Origin of the sequence: Saccharothrix coeruleofusca (assembly GCF_017876325.1) — a bacterium.
GTDB lineage: Bacteria > Actinomycetota > Actinomycetes > Mycobacteriales > Pseudonocardiaceae > Actinosynnema > Actinosynnema coeruleofuscum.
Genome location: NZ_JAGINV010000001.1, coordinates 1,239,348 through 1,258,527 on the forward strand (window position 1 = coordinate 1,239,348; position 19,180 = coordinate 1,258,527).

Annotated in this window: 18 protein-coding genes and 1 pseudogene; 14 read left to right on the top strand and 5 right to left on the bottom strand. The window is 73.0% G+C overall.

Going from position 1 to position 19,180, the window contains the following annotated elements:
• Positions 1-31: 31 nt before the first annotated feature.
• The 3 genes from JOF41_RS05950 to JOF41_RS05960 are packed head-to-tail and all read left to right on the top strand — an operon-like array spanning position 32 to position 3,627.
• Positions 32-727, top strand: a complete 696-nt coding sequence (locus JOF41_RS05950) for a type 1 glutamine amidotransferase domain-containing protein (RefSeq protein ID WP_189225438.1) — start codon at positions 32-34, stop codon at positions 725-727.
• Between the two features lie 42 nt (positions 728-769).
• Positions 770-2,251, top strand: a complete 1,482-nt coding sequence (locus tag JOF41_RS05955; protein ID WP_209616799.1) for an NAD-dependent succinate-semialdehyde dehydrogenase — start codon at positions 770-772, stop codon at positions 2,249-2,251.
• The gene (locus JOF41_RS05960) at positions 2,248-3,627 is read left to right on the top strand and encodes a class-II fumarase/aspartase family protein (protein ID WP_209616802.1); all 1,380 of its coding nucleotides are present in this window, start codon (positions 2,248-2,250) and stop codon (positions 3,625-3,627) included. Before JOF41_RS05955 ends, JOF41_RS05960 begins: the two co-directional genes overlap by 4 nt.
• Here the strand turns inward: JOF41_RS05960 and JOF41_RS05965 are convergent.
• Both JOF41_RS05965 and JOF41_RS05970 read right to left on the bottom strand, forming a co-directional pair.
• Positions 3,605-5,278, bottom strand: a complete 1,674-nt coding sequence (locus tag JOF41_RS05965) for a glycosyltransferase family 39 protein (RefSeq protein ID WP_244989521.1) — start codon at positions 5,276-5,278, stop codon at positions 3,605-3,607. The two genes, JOF41_RS05960 and JOF41_RS05965, sit on opposite strands and share 23 nt — an antisense overlap.
• Positions 5,279-5,314: 36 nt before the next feature.
• Positions 5,315-5,734 (bottom strand): MerR family transcriptional regulator, encoded by a 420-nt coding sequence (locus JOF41_RS05970; protein ID WP_209616805.1) that lies wholly within the window; start codon positions 5,732-5,734, stop codon positions 5,315-5,317.
• 55 nt (positions 5,735-5,789) lie between these two features.
• On the opposite strand from JOF41_RS05970, the gene JOF41_RS05975 reads away from it, so the two are divergent.
• From JOF41_RS05975 to JOF41_RS06025, 11 genes and pseudogenes are all read left to right on the top strand, one after another.
• A complete protein-coding gene (locus JOF41_RS05975) occupies positions 5,790-6,941 on the top strand; it encodes a serine hydrolase domain-containing protein (protein ID WP_209616807.1) in 1,152 nt (383 codons plus the stop codon).
• 289 nt (positions 6,942-7,230) lie between these two features.
• Positions 7,231-8,034 carry a DUF2382 domain-containing protein gene (locus JOF41_RS05980; protein WP_209616809.1) on the top strand — a complete coding sequence of 268 codons (804 nt, stop codon included), beginning with the start codon at positions 7,231-7,233 and terminating at the stop codon, positions 8,032-8,034.
• A 205-nt stretch (positions 8,035-8,239) separates the two neighbouring features.
• Complete coding sequence (locus JOF41_RS05985; protein ID WP_189225443.1) at positions 8,240-8,758, top strand: ribbon-helix-helix protein, CopG family; 519 nt, start codon at positions 8,240-8,242, stop codon at positions 8,756-8,758.
• Positions 8,759-8,839: 81 nt separating this feature from the next.
• On the top strand, positions 8,840-9,688 hold the full coding sequence (locus tag JOF41_RS05990; RefSeq protein ID WP_209616811.1) for a DUF4097 family beta strand repeat-containing protein: 849 nt from the start codon (positions 8,840-8,842) through the stop codon (positions 9,686-9,688).
• A 19-nt stretch (positions 9,689-9,707) separates the two neighbouring features.
• A complete protein-coding gene (locus JOF41_RS05995; protein WP_209616813.1) occupies positions 9,708-10,664 on the top strand; it encodes an ATP-binding cassette domain-containing protein in 957 nt (318 codons plus the stop codon).
• A complete protein-coding gene (locus JOF41_RS06000; protein ID WP_209616815.1) occupies positions 10,661-11,452 on the top strand; it encodes an ABC transporter permease in 792 nt (263 codons plus the stop codon). Before JOF41_RS05995 ends, JOF41_RS06000 begins: the two co-directional genes overlap by 4 nt.
• Before the next feature lie 27 nt (positions 11,453-11,479).
• A pseudogene (locus JOF41_RS06005) lies at positions 11,480-12,679 on the top strand (cytochrome P450).
• Between the two features lie 154 nt (positions 12,680-12,833).
• The gene (locus JOF41_RS06010) at positions 12,834-14,060 is read left to right on the top strand and encodes a cytochrome P450 (protein WP_209616817.1); all 1,227 of its coding nucleotides are present in this window, start codon (positions 12,834-12,836) and stop codon (positions 14,058-14,060) included.
• Positions 14,061-14,094: 34 nt separating this feature from the next.
• Complete coding sequence (locus JOF41_RS06015; RefSeq protein WP_189225448.1) at positions 14,095-14,433, top strand: hypothetical protein; 339 nt, start codon at positions 14,095-14,097, stop codon at positions 14,431-14,433.
• Between the two features lie 78 nt (positions 14,434-14,511).
• Positions 14,512-15,366 carry a hypothetical protein gene (locus JOF41_RS06020; protein WP_209616819.1) on the top strand — a complete coding sequence of 285 codons (855 nt, stop codon included), beginning with the start codon at positions 14,512-14,514 and terminating at the stop codon, positions 15,364-15,366.
• Between the two features lie 58 nt (positions 15,367-15,424).
• Positions 15,425-15,940 carry a hypothetical protein gene (locus tag JOF41_RS06025; protein WP_209616821.1) on the top strand — a complete coding sequence of 172 codons (516 nt, stop codon included), beginning with the start codon at positions 15,425-15,427 and terminating at the stop codon, positions 15,938-15,940.
• Between the two features lie 59 nt (positions 15,941-15,999).
• Here the strand turns inward: JOF41_RS06025 and JOF41_RS06030 are convergent, their stop codons facing one another.
• From JOF41_RS06030 to JOF41_RS06040, 3 genes are all read right to left on the bottom strand, one after another.
• Positions 16,000-16,308: a cytochrome P450 gene (locus JOF41_RS06030; protein WP_244989522.1), complete on the bottom strand. Its 309-nt coding sequence runs from the start codon at positions 16,306-16,308 to the stop codon at positions 16,000-16,002.
• 35 nt (positions 16,309-16,343) lie between these two features.
• On the bottom strand, positions 16,344-17,585 hold the full coding sequence (locus tag JOF41_RS06035) for a cytochrome P450 (protein WP_209616823.1): 1,242 nt from the start codon (positions 17,583-17,585) through the stop codon (positions 16,344-16,346).
• 164 nt (positions 17,586-17,749) lie between these two features.
• Complete coding sequence (locus JOF41_RS06040) at positions 17,750-18,874, bottom strand: glycoside hydrolase family 53 protein (RefSeq protein ID WP_209616825.1); 1,125 nt, start codon at positions 18,872-18,874, stop codon at positions 17,750-17,752.
• Positions 18,875-19,180 lie beyond the last annotated feature (306 nt).

Below are 19,180 nucleotides of genomic sequence, written 5' to 3' on the forward strand. Positions count from 1 at the left end.
CCGAACGACACGAAATCTGTGGAGAACGCTCATGAGCAAAATTCTGATCGTCATGTCCGCCGCCGACACCTGGGTCCGCACCGACGGCTCGGCTTACCCGACCGGCTACTGGGCGGAGGAGGTGGCCGCACCGCACGAGAGGTTCGTCCAGGCGGGCCACACCGTCGACTTCGCCTCGCCCGGCGGCGTGCTCCAGCCGCTGGACCGGCACAGCGCCGACCCGGCGATCGCCGGACCGGACTGCGCGCACCACGTGGCGCACGCCGAACGCGCGCTGCGCGAGTTCGGGCCGCTGCTCAAGCTCGACCGGGTCGACGTCGACGACTACGCCGCCGTGGTGCTGCCCGGCGGCCACGGCCCGGTGGTCGACCTGTACCAGGACGCCGACCTCGGTCGGCTGCTCACCGCCGCGGACGCTTCCGGCAAGCTCATCGGAGCCGTCTGCCACGGGCCCGCCGGCCTGCTGTCCGCCGTCGACGCGGACGGCCGGTGGCTGTTCGCCGGTCGGGAGATGACCGCGTTCACCGACGAGGAGGAGCAGCTGTTCGGCACCGCCGAAGGCGCTCCGTGGCTGCTGGCGGCCACCCTGCGGGAGAAGGGGGCGCGGCACTCGCAGGGACCGGCCTACCAGCCGCACACCGTGCGCGACGGGAACCTGTTCACCGGTCAGAACCCGGCGTCGAGCGCCCCCATGGCCGAAGCCATGGTCGCCGCGCTCGCCCAGTGACCGTTGCCGCAGCCGTTGCCGCACCGACCGGTTCGCAGAGAGGTGGGTTCCATGCCCGAGCACGACGTCATCAGCCGCGTCCCGAAGGGGGTGCTGGTCAACGGGCGCAGCCGACCGGCCGCCCGCGGCGGGACGCTGGTCGTGGAGGACCCGGCGACCGGGGAGCCGCTGTGCGAGGTGGCCGACGGCACGCCCGAGGACGGGATGGCCGCGCTGGAGGCCGCCGTCGCCGCGCAGGAGAGCTGGGCCGCCACGCCCCCGCGCCGCCGCGGCGAGGTCCTGCGCCGCGCGCACGACCTGCTGGTCGAGCGCGCCGAGGAGTTCGCGCTGCTGATCACCCTGGAGATGGGCAAGTCGCTGGCCGAGTCGCGCGCCGAGGTCGAGTACGGCGCGAACTACCTGCGCTGGTTCGGCGAGGAGGCGGTCCGGATCGACGGCAGCTGGAAGGTCGGCGAGGACGGCACCGCGCGCGTGCTGGTCACCCGGCAGCCGGTCGGGCCGTGCCTGCTGATCACGCCGTGGAACGCGCCGCTGGCGATGCCCGCCCGCAAGATCGGGCCCGCTGTGGCGGCGGGCTGCGCCATGGTCGTCAAGCCCGCCCCGCAGACCCCGCTGACCACCCTCGCGCTGGCCGAGCTGCTCGGCGAAGCCGGGCTGCCCGACGGCGTGCTCAACGTCGTCCCCACCTCGCGGGCCGCCGAGGTCACCGAACCCCTGCTGCGGGACGGCAGGCTGCGCAAGCTGTCCTTCACCGGGTCCACCCCGGTCGGGCGGCTGCTGCTCGCCCAGGCGGCGGGCACCGTCCTGCGCACCTCGATGGAGCTGGGGGGCAACGCGCCGTTCATCGTCTGCGACGACGCCGACCTCGACGCCGCGGTCGACGGCGCGATGATCGCCAAGCTCCGCAACATCGGCGAGGCGTGCGTCGCCGCCAACCGCTTCCTGGTCCACGCCGACGTCGCCGAGGAGTTCAGCGAGAAGCTCGTCGCGCGCATGGGCGAGCTCACCGTCGGCGCGGGCACGGACCCCGCCTGCGACCTCGGCCCCCTGATCGACCAGCGCCAGCGCCGCCGCGTCGCGGACCTGGTCGACGACACCGTCGTCGCGGGGGGCCGCCTGCGCGCCGGGGGCGTGCTGCCCGCCGGGCGGGGCTACTTCTACCCGCCGACCGTGCTCACCGACGTCCCCGAGGGCTGCCGGATCACCGAGGAGGAGATCTTCGGCCCGGTCGCGGCGATCCGGACGTTCACCACCGAGGCCGAAGCGCTGCGCGCCGCCAACGACACCGAGTTCGGCCTCGTCGGCTACCTCTACACCCGCGATCTGGACCGGGCGCTGCGGATGAGCGAGCGGCTGGAGACCGGCATGGTCGGGCTCAACCGGGGCTACATCTCCGACCCCAGCGCGCCCTTCGGCGGCGTGAAGCAGTCCGGCATCGGCCGCGAGGGCGGCGACAGCGGCATCGACGAGTACCTGGAGCAGAAGTACGTCGCCATCAACGTGGCGACCGGCGGTGCCCGGTGAGCGCGGCCACGGTCTTCGACTCGTTGCTGTTCCGCGATATGTTCGGCACTCCGGAGATGCGGGAGGTGTTCTCCGACGAGTCCTATGTGGACGAACTGGTCCGGGTCGAAGTGGCGCTGGCGCGCGTGCAGGCGCGCGTCGGGATCATCCCGCAGGAGGCGGCGCGAGCCATCGCCGCCTCCTGCGACGCCGCCCGGCTCGACCGCGAGCGGCTGCGCCGCGACACCGGGAACGTCGGCTACCCGGTGCTCCCGGTGGTCACCCAGCTCGCCGAGCAGTGCGGTGACGCGGGCGGCTTCCTGCACTGGGGCGCCACCACCCAGGACATCATGGACACGGCGACCTCCCTGCGGTGCGCCGAGGGGCTGGAGCTGATCGCCGCGGCGCTGGACCGCCTGCGGGAGCACCTGCGGCGCTTGGCCGCCGCGCACGCCGACACGGTCGCCGCCGGGCGCACGCACCTCCAGCACGCGCTGCCCATCACCTTCGGCTACCGGGTGGCGGTGTGGCTGTCGGCGCTGGACCGCCACGCCGAGCGGCTGGCCGCCGTGCGGCAGCGGGACCTGATGGTGCAGTTCGGCGGCGCGGCCGGGACGCTGGCCGCGCTCGGTCCCGGCGCTGACGGCCTGCGGGTGCGCGCGGAGCTGGCCGCCGAGCTGGGCCTGCGCGACCCCGGGATCACCTGGCACGTCGCCCGTGACGGGTTGGTCGAGATCGTCGGGCTGCTGGCCGCGATCGGCGGGTCGGTCGGCAAGATCGGCGTGGACGTCGCCATGAGCTGCTCGACGGAGTTCGGCGAGCTGGCCGAGCCGTTCGCGCCGGGGCGCGGGGCCAGTTCCACCATGCCGCAGAAGCGCAACCCGGTCGGCAGCGAGCTGATGGTCGCGGCCGCGAAGCTGCTGCGGGACAAGGCCTCGGCCATGCTCGACGCGATGGTGCAGGACTTCGAGCGCGCCACCGGGCCGTGGCACGTCGAGTGGGCCGTGCTCCCGGAGGCGTTCCTCCTGCTGTCCTCGTCGCTGGCCCAGGCCGCGCACGTGCTGTCCGGCCTGCGGGTCGACGCGGCGCGGATGCGCGCCAACCTCGACCTCACCGGGGGGCTCGTCGTCGCGGAGGCGGTCATGATGGCGCTCGCGCCCGCCCTCGGCCGCCAGCGCGCCCACGACCTCGTCTACGCCGCCTGCGGCCGGGCGATCGACACGGGCAAGGGCCTGGTGGCCGCGCTGCGCGCCGACCCGGAGGCCGTGGCGGTGCTCGGCGACGACCGCGTTGAAGAGCTCTGCGGCCCCACCGCCTACCTGGGCAGCGCCGCGGCGATGACCCGGTCGGTGGTGGCCGGGGCGGCCACGCGGGCTAGGGACGGCGGAAGATCGTGATGGAGTGGCCGACATCGCCGATCCGCGTGCTGCTGCGGATCAGCGCCCGCAAGCGGTCATCGGCCTTCGCGATGGAGGAGTCCGACACGACGAGCAGCCCGCGCACCTGATCGGGGGGTGCGGCGAGCGGATCGGCGGCGTCGATGCCGTAGTAGGAGGGCAGGCCGCTGCCCTTGTAGACGAGCCAGATCCGCTCGCCCCGGTGGTGCCGCCTCAGGTGGTCGGCCAGCAGCCCCAGGTCCTGGCCCCAGTCGACGTTCGAGTCGTGCAGGCGCAGGTGCGTCTCCGACGGACCGCCGAACGCCTCGTTGGAGTACGGCAGGTAGTGGGGGAAGGCCCGCAACGAGCTGATCGCGGTGAAGGCGACCAGTGCCGCCACCGCGCCGTGCGCCCACCGCCCGCGCACGGCGAGCACGCCCGTCGCCGCGACCGCCAGGAACACCGGCACGAAGATCGCGTACCGGACGCCGAGGTCGCGGTCGCCGGTCATGGCCGCGGCCAGCAGCACGGCCGTGGGGACGAGGACGTAAGGCGCGGCCGGGCGCAGCCGGGGCAGCGCCACCACCGCGGCGGTGCCCGCCAGCCAGAGCACCAGCGCCCCCAGCGGCGTCTTCACCAGCAGCGCGGCGGGCAGGTAGTACCACAGCGAACCGAGGTAGTGCCTGCCGAACAGGAAGCCGCCCCACACCCGGTCCTCGAAGCCGAACTGCAGGCGCATCCCGGCCCGGTACGGCTCGGGGAACGGCAGCCAGGCGACGAGCGCGCGCGGACCCTCGACGATGGGCAGGTCCGGCGGCGCTTCCCAGCGCAGCCGAAGGTCCACCGCGAGGTAGGAGGCCCACACCACGGCGATCGCGATCAGCGCCACGGCGGCGATGGCCGCCCCGTGGTGGCGGAGCCGGGCGGTCCTGTCCGGGGCGGGGTCGCACGTGCGGTGGGCGTGCCGCACGGACAGCACGACCAGCAGCAGCGCCACCGGCACCGCCGCCAGGGCGCTCATCTTCGTGGCGAGGGCCGCGCCGAGGGCCAGTCCCGCGAGGGGGAGGTGGACCAGGGGGCGGCGTCGGGCCCGCCACAGCAACCAGACCGACGTCAGCAGGAAACCGGCCGTGGGCACGTCGAGCGTGGCCAGCGACCCGTGCGCGATGACGTCGGGGGAGAACGCGTGGAGGGCGAGCGCCACCACGCCGCCCGCCGGGCCGACCAGATCGCGCGCGAAGGCGAACACGACCAGCCCGAACAGCAGGGTGAGCGCGATGACCGGCAGCCGCGCCAGCAGCAGCAGCCGTCCGGGGTCGTTGCCCGCCTCGTACAGCACGTGCCTGCCCAGTCGCGTCTGGTCGCCCGCGAAGGCGGGGTCCAGGCGCGCGTCGGCGAAGACCAGCCCGGCCGCCATCACCAGCTTCCCCAGCGGGGGGTGCTCCGGGTTGTACCGCAGGCTGTGCTGCTCCAGGTGGACCACGGCCGTGCCCACGTACACCGGCTCGTCGATGGTCGGGGTCTGCCGCACGGCCGCTGTGATCATCGCCGTCGCCATCCAGGCGAGCAGCGCGACCACGACGGGGGCGAACCACCACCGCCGGTGCCGGTGGAACCAGCCCGGCGGCCTCGCCCCGCCTGTGCTCGGTAATCGACTCGCCGAGGTGGACAACTCCCGGTCCTTCCGTGTGGGCAACGCGGTCCGCCACTACGGCACGGCTCGCCCGGTGCGCCGAGCGGGCGCGGGCGTCGCGGCCGACCGGTCCGCGTGCCGCCGGAGTTCGGCGAGGTAGGCGGCGACGGCGTCGCGGTTGCGGGTCAGCACGTCGATGCGCTCGGACAGCCGGTCGCGCTCGCGTTCCAGCGCCGCCACCGTCTCGGGGGTGACGCCCTCGAAGACGATGGGGGCGCGCGGCGACCGCAGGCACGGCAGGAGCGCGCGGATGACCTGTGTGGACAGACCGGCGGCCAGCAGTTCGCGGATCTGCTCGACCCGCCCCAGCGCTACCTCGTCGTAGTCGCGGTAGTTGTTGGGACGGCGGGTCGAGGTGATCAGGCCGCTGGCCTCGTAGAACCGCACCTGCCGGGTGGAGACACCCGCTCGCGCGGCCAGTTCCCCGATACGCACGCCACGACGCTAGCACTTGACCTTGACACGGGTGTCAAGGTTGGACGCTGCGGGCATGACCGAACCGAGCGGAACCACCAGCGCCTCCTTCGAACCAGTCCGCGACGCCGTGGCCGACCAGCTGCGCCGAGGCGCCGAGGTGGGCCTGTCGCTGGTCGTCGACGTCGACGGGGAGAAGGTGGTGGACCTGTGGGGCGGGCACCGCGACGCGGCGCGCACCCAGCCCTGGCAGCGCGACACCATCACCAACGTGTGGTCGATCACCAAGACCGTGACCAGCCTGGCCGCCCTGCTGCTGGTCGACTCGGGCGAACTGGACCCGCACGCGCCGGTCGCCCGCTACTGGCCGGAGTTCGCGGCGCGCGGCAAGCGGGAGGTCGAGGTGCGGCACCTGCTGTCGCACACCTCGGGCGTGTCCGGCCTGGCGCACCCGGCCCGGCTGGAGGACCTCTACGACGTGCGCGCGGCCGCCGCCCGGATGGCCGCCCAGGAGCCGTGGTGGCGGCCCGGCACCGCGTCGGGCTACCACGTGCTCAACTACGGCCACCTCGTCGGCGAGCTGGTGCACCGGCTGACCGGCCTGTCGCTGCGCGAGTTCGTCGACCGGCACATCGCCGCGCCGCTCGGCGCGGACTTCCGCATCGGGGTGCGGGAGGCCGATCTCGACCGGGTCAGCGACGTCATCGCACCGGCCACCGACTTCGACCCCTCGGCGCTGGACCACCGCACCGTCGCCCACAAGACGTTCACCGGCCCCCCGTTCGACGCGGGCGCGGCCAACACCCCGGCCTGGCGCGCGGCGGACCTGGGCGCGGCCAACGGGCACGGCAACGCCCGGTCGGTAACCGAGGTCCTCGCCCCCATCTCCCGCGCGGGCGACGCGGAGCGCGGGCGGCTGCTCAAGCCGCGCACCGCCGAGCTGATCTTCCAGGAGCAGTCCAACGGTACGGACCTGGTCAACGGGCTGCACCTGCGGTGGGGCATCGGGTACGCGCTGGCCGACCCGCGCACCGCCGCCTGGATTCCCGAGGGCCGCGTCGCCTTCTGGGGCGGCTGGGGCGGCTCGATGGCGATCATGGACCTCGACCGGCGGGTGACCATCGGCTACGTCATGAACAACATGGGAGCCGACATCCTGGGCTCGGCGCGGGCCGCGGCCTACGTCAGCGCCGTCTACCGCGCCCTCGGTGTCGGCGACCGGTCCTGACCCGCCGGAGAGGGGGCCGCCTGCGCGGGGCGGAGCGCGGCCGGGGGCGGGGGAAGGATCGGTCTGCTCGGTCGCGTGTCCTGACTCGTCCTGAGCGCCCCCGTTCAGCCGGTAGGTCAATCGGGTGCGTCATTGCCCCCAACCGGGGTAGCCGAAGGGGCGGCCGACCCCGACCACCCGTGTCGATGACACGCCCCGTCCTCGGGGACGGCCACCCGACCGAACCCGCGCGTCCCGGTTCCCCGGTGCGGACCGGAGTGCGTGCGGGGCCGCGACGAAGGAGAAGAGCATGACCAACGCGACCCGTGCGCGCATCACCCACTGGATCGGCCGCGACGTCCGCGACCCCGTCGGCGAGAAGATCGGCAGCGTCGAGCAGTTGTGGTTCGACGACGAGGACGGCAGCCCCACCTGGGTGTCGGTCAGGACCGGCCTGTTCGGGCTGCGGCAGTCGTTCCTGCCGATCCAGGGCCTGACCGAGGGCCCGGACGGCGAACTGCGCACCACCTGCACCAAGGACCAGGTCAAGGACGCGCCCAGCGTGGACGCCTCCGACGAGCACCTCGACCCCGCCGAGGAGCAGCGCCTCTACAGCCACTACGGGGTCACCGGCGGAGCCGGGCGGCAGGAGCGTGCGGACACCGGCCGTGCGGACACCGGGCAGCGCGCCTCTGCGGGTCACGACGTGTCGGGCCCGGACACCGACGACGCGATGACCCGCTCCGAGGAGCGCCTGCGCGTGGGCACCGAGCAGCACGAGGCCGGGCGGGTGCGGTTGCGCAAGTACGTGGTCACCGAGACCGAGCAGGTCTCCGTGCCGGTCAGGCGCGAGGAGGTGCGCGTCGAGCGCGAGCCGATCACCGGCGCCAACCGCGGCGCCGCGCTGTCGGGGCCGGACATCTCCGAGGAGGAGCACGAGGTGACGTTGCGCGAGGAGCGCCCGGTGGTCGAGACCGAGGCCGTGCCGGTCGAGCGGGTGCGACTGGCCAAGGAGCAGGTCACCGACACCGAGACCGTCTCCGGCGAGGTCCGCAAGGAGCGCATCGACACCGAGGGCGACGTGCCGGGCGCGCGCCGGGACAGCGGGCGCTGACCCGCCGCTGGGCCGGTCCTGCCCCGGACCGGCGACGCCGGGCCCCGATCGCGTTCGCGCGACCGGGGCCTTTTGCCGCGCTGGCCATCGGCGGTGGAGACCGGACCACCTGGACGTGTCGTGGTGGTGCCACCGTTATGCCAAGTTGAGCCAAAGTGAGCCATGAGTGATTGCCAATGGCATCAAGGTGTGCCAAAGTGGTGCCATGGACCTGACGCCGTATGTGGACTCCCTCGGTCGTGAGCTGTTGACGGTCGCCGAGACCGGAGGGGACGACGCCGGTGCGCTGATCGAGCGGCTGACCGTGGCCATGGAGTCGGCGATCCGGCTCGCGCTGCTCGAAGCGCTGTCGGCCGCCGCCGACGAGATCACCCGCGAACTGGCCCCCGGCTCGGTCCAGGTGCGCCTGCGCGGTCGCGACCCGCAGTTCGTGGTGTCGGTCCCGCAGCCGGAGCAGTCGCCCGAGGACACCTCGGATCGCGACGCGGCGCGGGCGGGTGATGTCGTGGCGGGCTTCGAGGACGGCCCCGCGGTGCGGATCAACGTCCGCCTCCCGGAGCAGCTCAAGACCGCGGTCGAAGAGGCGGCGGCCCGCGAAGGCCGCTCGGTCAACGCGTGGCTGGTCCGGGCGGCCGCGGCCGCGCTGCGGAACCCGGAGACCGAGCACGACACCGCTCCGCGCGGCAAGCGCAACACGCGCAGCTACACCGGCTGGGTGCGCTAGCGGGCGCACCTCCCGCACTTCACCTCCTTCGCCCCGCTCACCTGCGGGGATGTTCTTGCGACTCGTTCTGAGGGGACATCCATGCCAACTTTCGCCACTCCGGAGCCGATCTCCGCGGTGATCGAGCTCTACGCCGGGGACGTGCGGATCGTCGCGAGCGACCGGGCGGACACCGTCGTCGAGGTGCGGCCCAGCGACAAGTCGGACGAGTCCGACGTCAAGGCGGCCCAAGCCACCCGCGTGGACTTCGCCGACGGCACGCTGACCGTGCGCGGGCCGAAGCCCCGCATGATCGACTTCTCCAAGCGGAGCAGGTCGGTCGACCTGCTGGTCAAGCTGCCCGCGGGCTCGCGGCTGCACGTCGAGCTCTCGCTCGGCGACTGCCACGGCACCGGGGTGCTGGGGGAGTGCCGGGTGAAGACCGCGGCGGGCAACGTCCACCTCGACCGGACCGGCCCGCTGCGCCTGGACACCTCCGCGGGCCACCTCACCGTGGAAGAGGTCGGCGGCGACGCCGAGATCGCCACCGGCGGCGGGAAGGTGCGCGTCGGCGTGGTCGACGGCGGCGCCGTGGTCAAGAACTCCAACGGCGGCACCGAGATCGGCGAGATCACCGGCGTGCTGCGGGTGCGCTCGGCCAACGGCGACATCACCGTGGACCGGGCGGGCGCCGAGGTGGAGGCCAGGACCGCCAACGGCGACATCCGCGTCGGCGAGGTGGCCCGCGACGTGGTCGTGCTGAACAGCGGGTACGGCGATCTGGACGTGGCCGTCCCCGAAGGCGTCGCGGCGTGGCTGGACCTCAACACCGGGCACGGCCGGGTGCGCAACTCGCTGGAGGCCGTCGACCGCGCACCGGACGAGTCCGAGCAGACGGTCGAAGTCCGCGCGCGCACCTCCTTCGGCGACATCACCGTCCGCCGCTCCTGAGAACCCGAGGAGATCCCCGATGACCACCCCACCCCCACCGGCGATCGCCGCCATCGGGCTGCGCAAGTCCTACGGCGACCACCCCGTGCTCGGCGGGATCGACCTGCGCGTGCCGAGGGGAACCGTGTTCTCCCTGCTCGGCGCCAACGGCGCGGGCAAGACCACCACGGTCAAGATCCTCTCCACCCTGATCCGGGCGCACGGCGGCAGCGCACGCGTCGCGGGCCACGACCTCGCCACCGATCCCGACGCCGTCCGCGCGGCGATCGGCGTCACCGGGCAGTTCTCCGCGGTCGACAACCTGCTGACCGGTCGGGAGAACCTGCGGCTGATGGCGGACCTGCACCACCTGGGCCGGGCGGCGGGCAGGCGCCGGGTCGCCGAGCTGCTGGAGCGGTTCGACCTGGTCGAAGCGGCCGGGAAACCGGCGGTGACCTACTCCGGCGGGATGCGGCGCAGGCTCGACCTGGCGATGACCCTGGTCGGCTCGCCCGAGGTGATCTTCCTCGACGAGCCCACCACCGGCCTGGACCCGCGCAGCCGCCGGGCCATGTGGCGGATCGTGCGGGAACTCGTCGCGGGCGGCGTCACCATCTTCCTCACCACCCAGTACCTGGAGGAAGCCGACGAGCTCGCCGACCTGATCGCGGTGCTCGACCGCGGCGCGATCGTCGCCACGGGCACCGCGGACGAGCTCAAGCGGCGCATCCCCGGCGGCCACGTCCTGCTGCGCTTCGCCGATCCCCGCGACCTCGACGCCGCCGCGCGCGTCGTGCGCCACGCCGCCCGCGACGGTGACGCGCTCGCCCTGCGGGTGCCGCACGACGGCAGCCCCCGGTCGCTCAAGGCCCTGCTCGACCTGCTCGACGAGAACGCGGTCGAGGTCGACGCGCTGGACACGCACACCCCCGACCTCGACGACGTCTTCCTCGCCCTGACCGGCAACCCCGACCACGAGAAGGTGACCGCGCGATGAGCACCGCCACCCTGGCGCTGACCGACTCGGCGACGATGCTGCGCCGCAACCTCAAGCGGATGCTGCGCTACCCGTCCATGACGGTGCTGCTGATCGGGATGCCGATCGTCTTCCTGCTGCTGTTCGTCTACGTCTTCGGCGGCACGCTCGGCGCGGGCCTCGGTGATCCCTCCGGCGGGCGCGCCGAGTACGTCGACTACGTCACCCCCGCGATCATCCTGATGGCGATCGCCTCCGCGGTCCAGGGCACCTCCGTCTCGGTCGCCATGGACATGACCGAGGGCATCGTCGACCGGTTCCGCACCATGGCCATAGCCCGCGTCTCCGTCCTCACCGGACACGTCGTCGGCAGCGTCATCCAGGCGGTGCTGGCCGTCACGGCGGTCATCGGTGTCGCGCTGCTCATCGGTTTCCGGCCGTCGGCGGACCTCGGCGACTGGTTCGCCCTCGCCGGGGTGCTGGTGCTGATGTCCTTCGCCCTGGTGTGGCTGTCCGTCGCGCTGGGCCTGGCGAGCGGGAGCGTCGAGGCGGCGAGCAACGTGGGCATGCCACTGGTCCTGCTGCCGTTCCTGGGCAGCGGGTTCGTCCCGACCGACTCGATGCCCACCGCGCTGCGCTGGTTCGCCGAGTACCAGCCGTTCACCCCGTTCACCGAGACCCTGCGCGGCCTGCTGATGGGCACCCCGGTCGGCGCCAACGCCGCCCTCGCGCTCGGCTGGGGCCTGCTGATCGCGCTCGTCGGCTACCTCTGGTCGAAGAAGCTGTTCAACCGCGAGTCCACCCGCTGAGCCACCGACCCGAGGAGAGGAGGGGTGATGCGCCAGGTCCCCGCCGTGGAGTCGCTGCCCACCACCCGTCCCCAGGGGCGTCCCCTGGACCCGCCCGAGGAGCTGGCCCGGCTCCGCGGGGAGAACCCGCTGGTCAGGATGACCTACCCGGACGGGCACGTCGGCTGGCTGGCCACCGGCCACGCCGTGGTCCGCGCGGTGCTGGCCGACCCGAGGTTCAGCTCCCGGTACGAGCTGCTGCACCACCCGTTACCGGTGCCCGGCGGCGCGGAGGCACTACCACCGGCGCCGGTCGGCGACCTCACCGGCATCGACGCGCCCGAGCACACCCGCTACCGCAAGCTGCTCACCGGCAGGTTCACCGTCCGCCGGATGCGCCTGCTCGCCGAACGCCTCGAGCGGATCACCGCCGAGCACCTGGACGCGATGGAGGAGCAGGGGCCGCCCGCGGACCTGGTTCTGTCCTACGCCCAGCCCATCCCGGCGATGATGATCTGCGAGCTGCTCGGCGTGCCCTACGAGGACCGCGCGACCTTCACCCGCCACGTGAGGGCGATGACCGCCGCGGACGCCTCCTAAGAGGACATGTACGCGGCCTACGGCGCGCTGCAGGGCTACGTGCGTGAACTGGTCCCGGTCAAGCGCGCGAACCCGACCGACGACGTGCTCAGCGAGCTGACCGCGACCGACCTGAGCGACGAGGAGGTCACGGGCCTGGGCACGTTCCTGCTCGCCGCAGGCCTGGACACCACCGCCAACATGATCGCGCTGGGCACCTACGCCCTGCTGACCCACCCGGACCAGCTCGCCGCGCTGCGCGCCGAGCCCGACGTGGTCGACCGCGCCGTGGAGGAGCTGCTGCGCTACCTGAGCGTCACCCACACCGGCGCGCGGGCGGCGCTGGAGGACGTCGAGCTGGCCGGGCACGTGATCGCGGCGGGTGAGACGGTCACCCTGTCCCTCCAGGCGGCCAACCGCGACCCGGCGCGGTTCGCCGACCCGGACACCCTGGACCTGCGCAGGTCCGCCACCGGGCACCTGACCTTCGGGCACGGCGTCCACCAGTGCCTCGGCCAGCAGCTGGCGCGGGTCGAGATGCGGATCGCGTTCCCGGCGCTGCTCGCCAGGTTCCCCGCCCTGCGCCTGGCTGTCCCCGCCGAGGACGTGCCGATGCGCCACGGCATGAGCATCTACGGCGTGCACCGGCTCCCGGTCACCTGGGCCTAGGCCCGCGCCTCCCGCCGCCGCCTGCCGACGCGCGGGCAGGCGGGCGACCACCGCTGTTGCGCTGAACGCCCGACTCGTGGTGCCCGAACGCGCTCGGACCACGTCGGTGCCACCGGCCGTCACGACCGAAACCACTGCTGCGGAAGGAAATCGCGTGAACCAGACCATCCCCGTCCCGCTCGGCCTGCCCGTGGACCGCGACGCGGGCCCTTTCGACCCGCCCAGCCTGATCACCCGGCTGCGCGACGCCCGTCCGGTCAGCCCGCTGCTGTTCCCCGACGGTCACGAGGGCTGGCTCGTCACCGGCTACGACGCGGTGCGCCAGCTCATGGCCGACACCCGGTTCAGCTCCCGCCAGGACATCGGCATCCTCCACGTGCCGTACGAGGCGTCGAGGATGCCCGCCGCCACCGAACCGTCCCCGCAAGTGCCGGGTCTGTTCATCACCATGGACCCGCCGGAGCACACGCGGCTGCGGCGCATGCTCACCGGGGCCTTCACCGTGAAACGCGTGAAGCAGCTCGAAGAGCGCATCGCCGACATCGTCGAGCGGCAGCTGGACGAGCTGGCGCGGCTGACCCCGCCGGTCGACCTGGTCGCGGAGTTCGCGCTGCCGGTGCCCTCGTTGGTGATCTGCGAGCTGCTCGGCGTGCCCTACGCCGACCGGCGGGACTTCCAGGCCAACTCCGCCAAGTTCCTGGAGAAGGACATCTCGCTGGACGAGAAGGTGGCCGCCTACACCGGCCTGACCACGTACCTGGCCGAACTGGTCACGGCCAAGCGCGCCGCCCCCGGCGAGGACCTGCTGTCCGACCTGGCCCGCCGCGACGAGCTGAGCGTCGAGGAGCTGACCGGCATCGCCTTCGTGCTGCTGTTCGCGGGCCACGAGACCACCGCGAACGTGCTGGCGCTGGGCACCTTCGCGCTGCTGGAGCACCCGGAGCAGCTCGCCGAACTGCGCGCCGACCCGGAGCTGCTGCCCGGTGCCGTCGAGGAGCTCATGCGCTACCTGTCGGTCGTCGACGTCCTCTACCGCTACGCCACGGAGGACCTCGAACTCGGCGGCGAGACGATCGCGGGGGGATCGACCGTCGTCGTCTCGCTGCTGGCCGCCAACCGCGACCCGCGGCGCTTCGACGACCCCGACACCCTGGACCTGCGCAGGGAGGCCCGTGGCCACCTGTCCTTCGGCCACGGCGTGCACCAGTGCCTGGGCCAGCAGCTGGCCCGCATCGAGATGCGCGCCGGTTTCGCGGCGTTGCTGCGCCGGTTCCCGACCCTCGCGCTCGCCGTCCCCGCCGGTGAGGTGAGGCTCAAGACCGACATGAACATCTACGGCGTCCACGCGCTGCCGGTCACGTGGACGGACACGCCCCGGTGAGAACCGTTCGCGCCTCGCCCGCGTCTTGCCGGGCATGGAGAACAACACCACGATGGACGACAGCCGTCACGACGAGATGCCGCCCAAGGGTGCCCGCGCGGTGGTGCGGGTGTCCCCCAACCCCACGACCGAACGGCGGCAGCGGGTGACCATCACCGGCGACTGCGGTGGCGGAACCGGGTTGCGGGCCATCACCAGCGGCGTCGGGGGCCGCCCCGTCCTGGAGGACATCACCATCGTCGAAGCGGGTCCGGACCGGTTCGAGGCCACCGCCCGGCTCCGGGAGGGCCTGGGCAACGGCGTCGGCCCGGTCTTCGCGCACTGCGGGGGCGAGGTGGGCGTGACGCTCCTGGTGACCCACGTGTCCGACTGACCGCCCGTGGGCGGTGAGCGTCGCGCGGACGGGGCTGGGACACTACGACGACCGCCCGCGCGATGAAGGACTGACACCGTGGCACTGCCCTACACCCCCGATGACGACCAAGCCGCGGCCCGGTTCGTGAACGAAGCGCTGCGCGGCCAGGACCCCGAGGTGTGGCGGGACCTGGCCGCCGACGCCTACGTCGAGCAGACAGACCGGGTGCTGCTGGCGATCCTGGACCGGATCGCGGCGGACCGCGCGCACCGCAACGCCGAGCGCGACACCGCGCGGGCGCGGTTGGCGGCGGGGGAGATCACCAGGGCCGACCACGACCGGGAGCGGGCCGAGGGCGGCGAGCGGGCCAAGCGGACCGCGCACTTCGAGGCGCTGGTGCGGGAGCACCACCGGCTGATCGCCGCCAAGGCGCGCAGGCTGCGCGGCGACGACGTCCGCGACGAGCTGATGAGCCTCGTGATCGCCCTGGGGACCGCGATCGACGGCCACCGCTCCGCCGTGCTCGGTGGCGGGGGCGAGCCCACCGGGGCCGACCGCGCGCTGTGGGCGCGGCTGGCGGAGCTGGACGTGCCCGCCGTGCCCGGCACGGCGGGCCGCACCTCGTTGGCGGCGCTGGTCGAGCGGCACACAGCCGGCCAGGACCACCTCGGGAGCGTGTTGGCGCGGATCGTCCTGGACCTGGCCGGTGACGCGGCGTCGGTCGCGCGTGCCGACCTGCTGGAGGTGTGGAAGAGGAAGGTCGCCCCGACCCTGACCGCCGAGGAGAAGGCGGATTTCGCGGCCAGGGGCAAGGGGTCGCTGGTGACCGAGCGGCTCAGGAAGGCGGTGGCCCTGCTGGAGCGGCGGGGCCTGCTCGCCCGGTCCGAGCAGCGACTCGACCTGCTCGACCGCCCCGGCCTGGCGGAGCTGGCCGCCGCGCGGACCCCCTGAACGCGCCAGGCGAATCCCGCCACGCCTGCGCGGAAGCGCGTCTTCACGAGGGAGGACCATGGCCGACGGGTTCGTGCACCTTTACCAGACCGGTTGGTCGCGAGTGCGCGCCGCGCTGCGGATCACCTCCCTGGGATTGGCCGGAGCGGCACTGGCCAACCCCGCCACCGGGAAGATCCACACGGGGGAGTGGGACGACCGGGACAGCCAGGACTTCAAGTACTGGCTCGACGCGGACACCGACATCTTCTGCACCGTGCGCCGGGTCACGCCCGACGTCGTGGTGGAGGAGTTCAGCCTCGACGGCTTCGGCGGGCCCTGGTACGAGCCCAGGCAGGACCGGGTGATCCACCTGATCCTGCCCCAGCTGCGCGAGACCGGCTCGTCGGCCGTCGGACTGGTCGCCGATCGGCGGGGCAGCTCGTTGGCGACGGATGTGGACGGCATCGTCCTCGGCGGTCCGACACCGGTCACCGTCCTGCCCGAACTGCTGATCCTCGAACCGGGCGCAGCGGATCGGCGTCCGGAGCCGGCCGACTGGGGGCGGCGGCCGGGGAGCGGTTCGAACTCGTAGGTCCAGCGGATGAGCGTGCCGTCGCCGTCCACATTCTCACGGGGTGACCGGCAGCGCGGTCACCCCGTGGATGCCCGTTCCTGCCCGCAGCGGGACGTCATCAGAGGGGGAACACCCAGGCGCAGGCCGGGAAACCGGGGCACCAGCGCGGTGGAGGTCACGTGCATCTCCACCCTGGCCAGGTGGTGGCCAGGGCACAGGTGGGGGCCGTGGCCGAAGCCGAGGTGGCCCGAGGCGGCGCGGCGCGGGTCCAGGGCGTCCGGGTCGGTGAACTCCGCCGGATCGGGGTGCCGCAGCAGCGCGAAGGTGCCCAGCGCGATCATGTCGGCGGTGGTGTCGAGGCCCGCCGCGAGGAGCAGCCCGCCCATCTGGGCCGGTTCGCCGTCGGTCAGGTCGCCTGCGGTCAGCCCGCCAGCACGACGTCGACCCCGGCGAACCCGTTGATCACCACGTGGGGGTGCCGCACCATCCGGTCCACCGGGATCGCCGGGCGGGCCTTCGGCCAGCGCACCACGATCTCGCGCACCGCGATCGCGGTCTCCATCATGGCCAGGGCGCTGCCGACGCAGCGGTGCCAGCCGTTGCCGAAGCTCAGGTGGGAGCGGGCGGTCCGGGTCCGCGAGGGCAGGAACCGGTGCGCGTCGGGGCCGAACGCCGCCGGATCGCGGTTGGCGGAGCCCAGGTTGACCACGGCCAGCGCGCCCTCGGGCAGGGTCGCGCCACCGCCCAGGTCGACCGGCTCGCGGACCAGGTAGTGCGGGACGTTGCGCACGGGCGGGTCGAAGCGCAGACCCTCCCGCACCACCTCCGGGACCGAAGCGGGCGCCGCGGCGACCGCGGACCACTGCCCGGTGCGCAGCAGCGCCGCCAGGGTGTTGCCGATCGCCGCGGTGGTGGTCTCGTGGCCCGCGGCGATCATCAGCACGGCGGTGGTCAGCACCTCGTCCGGGGCCAGCCGCTCGCCCTCGTGCTCCCCGTGGGCCAACGCCGACAGCAGCCCCTCGTCCGGCCTGGCCCGCTTGTCGTCGACCAGGGCGGCCAGGTAGTCGACCATCGCCGCCGAGGCGGGCTCCTGCCGCTCGGGCACCTCGGTCATCATCGCCGAGGACCAGGCGGCCAGCGCGGCCCGGTCCGGCGCGGGAACGCCCAGCAGTTCGCAGATCACGGTCAGCGGCAGGGGCAGCGCCATGCCCGCCACCACGTCGGTCGGGTGGTCGGGGTCCAGTCCGTCGAGCAGTTCGCGGGTGATGCCGGTGACGCGGTCGCGCAGCCCCTCCACCCGGCGCGGGGTCAGCACCGCCGCGACCGGTCGCCGCAGCCGCGCGTGGTCCGGCGGGTCGGAGTTGACCATGCTGCCGCCGATGATCGCCGACAGGTTCGACGCCACGCCCGCCTCGGCCATGTGCCGCCGCATCACCCCGGCGACGCCCTCGGCGTCCTTGGACAGCCGCTCGTCGGCCAGCAGGGCCCGCGCGGGTTCGAGCCCCACGGTGACCACGTGCACGCGCACCCGGTTGGGCTGCTCGACCAGGTGCACCGGTCCGGCTTCGCGCGCGGCGTCCTCGACCTGGTGGTGCCGGTAACCGGACAGCTCGCCCCCGAGCAGCAGGGCGTGTTCGGCGTTCTCGTGCGGTGCGCTGGTCATGGTCTGCGGTTCTCCCTGCGTCGGGGCGGTCCGCTCGCGATAGTCCCGCGTCGCCGAGCCGCCGCGCACCCGGATAACTGCTGCCGGTTCGGTCATCCGCCACGGTCATCCGCCACGGTGGTCCGGCACCGTGACCGTCCACATGGCACAGAGCGCGCGTCGGGTCACGGCGTCCAGCGGATGTGGGGGTTGAGACGGCCGTCGCGGTCGAAGACCGCCATGTTGTCCCAGCCGTTGCCGCTGCCGTTGATGTCGGCGGGGTCCCAGCCGTTGCCGGGGACGGCGTACCAGGTCGGTTCCCAGTAGAAGACGCCGATGGCGCCCGCGTCGCGCGCGGTGTTCTGCACGTGGGCGAAATTCGTGGCCTGACCGGTCGGCGTCAGCGGGTAGTCAGCGCAGCCGGTGGTGATGGAGTTGCCGGTGCCGTCGGCGTTCTGGTCGGTGAAGGGGTACGCCGTCTCGGCGAGCACGACGTCCTTGCCGTAGCGGGAGCGCACGTCGGCGATGACGTTGTAGAGGTTGGCGAGCGTGCCGTGCCACGAGCAGTAGTACGACAGGGCGGTGATGTCCCAGGCCACGCCCTTGGACCTGATGCCGTCGTAGAACCAGCGCGCGTGGTCGAGGTTGTCGGCGTTGGCGGTGTGGACCATGACCTCGGTGCCGCTGTCGCACGCCTTGGTCGCGTCGTAGCCCGCTTTCAGCAGCAGGCTGAGGTTGGTGAAGTCGTTGTTGATGACCTTACCGTCGTTCCACAGCATCCCGACGTTGATCTCGTTGCCGATCTGCACGCTGTCCGGCGTGGTGCCCTGTGCCTTGAGCGCGGTGCACACGTCGTAGGTGTAGTCGTGGACGTCGGTCCGCAACTGGCCGATGCCGTGGCTCGCCCAGGCGGCGGGCTTGTACTGCTTGCCGGGGTCGGCCCAGGTGTCGGAGTAGTGGAAGTCCACCAGCAGCTTGAGGCCCTTGGCTTTCACGGTCCTGGCGTAGGCGAGGACCTTGGCCTTGTTGTTGTAGCCGCTGCGCGGGTTGTTCCACACGCGCAGGCGGACGTAGTTGACGCCCACGCCCTTGAGGACGTCGAGGGGGTCGCGGGCGGTGCCGGAGGCGTCGTAGTACTTCGCGCCGAGGTCCAGGGCGCGCTGCGCGGTCGAGACGTCGGCTCCGAGCATGGTCAGGGAACCGGCCGCGACGGCGGTCGGGGCCGGCGTGGTCAGTGTCGACGCGGTCAGCGGCAGCACGGCGGTGGTCAGGGCGAGGACGGCTCTGGCCGCCCGCTCGGGTCCGGACATCCGATCTCCCTCGGTGGAGGTGCGGTACCGGCGGCGGCAGCGGCATGTGAACGCGCACACCAGGAAAGCGCGGATGTCCGCCACGCTCAAGCTCTGACATGGCCGCTCGGCCGGAGGTGTGCGACCCGCGCGTCGGCTCGGGGCGTTAACCGAAATCTGCGCTAACCGCCAAAAGAGGGTCGCGGAATGCCGTGGAATATCGAGCACTCCTCGGTGTCGCATAACGATCGGGACACCACGCCCGGAAATTGCGGCCTCGTCCGATCGGGCTGTAACGGTGGTTCATTCGCCGCCGATTCTGGCGGT